The sequence below is a fragment of the Streptococcus sp. NLN64 genome, from assembly GCF_015831295.1.
GTDB lineage: Bacteria > Bacillota > Bacilli > Lactobacillales > Streptococcaceae > Streptococcus.
Map to the genome: position 1 here is coordinate 1 of NZ_JADXDQ010000098.1, position 2,608 is coordinate 2,608.

The window sequence follows — 2,608 nt, forward strand, 5'->3', positions numbered from 1 at the left end:
TAGTGATTTCATTTTCAATACACGACGTTCAACGTCCAACATACTTTGAAAAAATTCTAACTAAAACAGGTGTCTTGCCAGTTTGAGCTACGGCATTAAATGCCAAAATCTAGTACGACTTAACAAGGCACTACTACTTTAACATAAAGAAAAAGTAGTGAGAAAATCTTCCGTCGAAGGTTTCCTCACTACTAATCTTAGTATGTTTGAGCTTGCTGATAGAGGTTGGGGCAAAAATCTCAGCCTTCCTATTTTAGTTAGGGGATTCACTTTAACGCAGTGGTTGATTGGTCAAACAGCTAAAAGGCTATTTGAGGTAGCAGATAGGAGAGCGAAGCAAATAACAATTGTTCGCTTTTATTGAGAGAACATTTCATGTTCTCTTATCCAGAAACTCAAAGAGTCAATTCCTGACTCTTTGACCTCCGAAAGTAACCGAATCAACATTGACATGAACTTCGTTCATTTCATTTAGAAACTCTAAAGGCATTCAACATGCCTTTAGACCGGGGGTGGGTACTAACAGTCTGGGAAGAGACTGTTAGTACTTGAGCCCTAAATATGGAAAGCGAAAACAGTCTGGGAAGAGACTGTTTGAACCCGAGCCTAACAATAAAAGAGCGAGATTGGTTTGGGGAGAAACCGTTTCAGCTTACAACTTGAAACAAAGACTTGTATAGTCTTTTAGTTTGCTTTTAGTACAAGGCAGCGAGTCGCAGGCAGTACTAAAGTACGGCAAGACGAGCTAACACAGTAATAATACTCATTACATTTCAAAATCTGAATGTGTGAAGCCTCTTCACCGAACCCCTTTGATTGCGTGCCTTGCACGCTTTAGTGATAATATTCAACAGGTCTCCCAGACCTGTTGAACTATCTTCATCGGATTGATTGCAAGCGATGCTTGCTTCATGACCTATACATTTTAATCCAATTCCTGGATTAAAATTCATTTCAGATTTCGAACTATTTCGAGTATAAACGATAAACTAAAAGAGTATAAAAAAGCCGAGATTCTTCATCTCGACTTGTATTACTTAGGCTTTCTTTTGTTTGTCTAAATACTTTTTGGTCTCCATCACAACAATCGGACTTAGCGCCAAGAGAGCGATCAAGTTGGGAAGTACCATAAGGGCATTCACGATATCCGCAATCAGCCAAATAACATCTACTGTTAGAAAAGCTCCAAGGAAAACAAAAGCAACATAGAGCGCTCGATAAATCCAGATAAAACGAAGCCCGAAGAGGAACTCAAAGCACCGCTCCCCATAATAGTTCCAGCCGATAATGGTTGTAAAGGCAAATAGAACCAAGAAAAGCATGAGAAGAACTGCTCCTAGGTTACCAAATACCGTACCAAAAGCTGCTTGTGTTAAGCTAGCCCCATTAGCTTCGCCTGTCCAAACACCAGTAATCAAAATGGATAAACCAGTCAAGCTACAAACAATAATGGTATCAATAAAGGTACCGGTCATCGAAATCAGACCTTGCTCTACAGGCGATTCGGTCTTAGCAGCCGCAGCCGCAATCGGTGCACTTCCCATTCCAGATTCGTTGGAGAAGACCCCACGCGCAATCCCTGTCTGAATCGCTGTCCGAACTGTCGCGCCCGCAAAACCTCCAAGAGCGGCTGCAGGAGTGAAGGCACTGGTCACAACCAATTCAAGAGTCGGAAGCAATTGATCAATGTTTACAACAAGAATGGTTCCGGCTGCTAGGACATACACCAAAGCCATAAATGGAACTACTGCTGTTGAGATTTTAGAAATACTTTGAATACCTCCAAAAATCGCAATCGCCACTAGAATCGTCAGGATCGGTCCAGTCACTTCTGAACCAATTCCCAATCCTGTCTTAATAGAGTCCGTAATAGAAGAAACCTGTGTGAAAGTACCGGTGGACAAAAGGGCTGTTAATACGGCACCTCCTGCGAAGAAATTGGCTAGAGGGCGCCATTTCTCTCCCATCCCATTCACAATGTAGTACATGGGTCCACCAGAGGCAGCTCCCTTTTCATCCTTCACTCGATATCGAATGGCCAAAACACCTTCAGCGTATTTGGTAGCCATCCCGAAGAAGGCAGCTACCCACATCCAGAAGAGGGCACCAGGGCCACCCATCTTAATGGCTGTTGCTACCCCAACAATATTCCCGGTACCGATGGTGGCAGCTAAAGCCGTACTCAAGGCTGCAAAACTGGAAATATCACCAGTTCCTTCCTTATCATCCGCTTTAAAAATCAATTTTAAGGCTCTTGGAAGCTGGGTTACTTGTAGCATTCCCAAACGGAAACTTAGGAAAATCCCTGTTCCCACCAACAAAATTAAAAGGGGAGGTCCCCAGACAAACGCATCCAACTGCGTCAAAAACTCTAACATGTCTACTCCTCTACTCCAACCTTTCGCAAAATTGGAGTCTCTCTAAAAAACTGTACCCTCCATTTTAAAACAAGACCCTCTCTTTGTCAATTTTACCCAGCTTTATGTATGTGTCAAGTTATTCTCGGAAATTTGAAAAATCAGTCTCAAATCTAGGACGTGCGTGAATCTCAGTTTGCAAAATTGCAAAAACACATAAATATCAATGTCATTCAAATAGAATGATTCAG

1 protein-coding gene is annotated in these 2,608 nt (G+C 42.3%); it reads right to left on the reverse strand.

What is annotated here, in order from left to right:
* Window positions 1–1,037 precede the first annotated feature (1,037 nt).
* Complete coding sequence (locus I2503_RS09185) at window positions 1,038–2,378, reverse strand: sodium:alanine symporter family protein (RefSeq protein ID WP_196092365.1); 1,341 nt, start codon at window positions 2,376–2,378, stop codon at window positions 1,038–1,040.
* Window positions 2,379–2,608 lie beyond the last annotated feature (230 nt).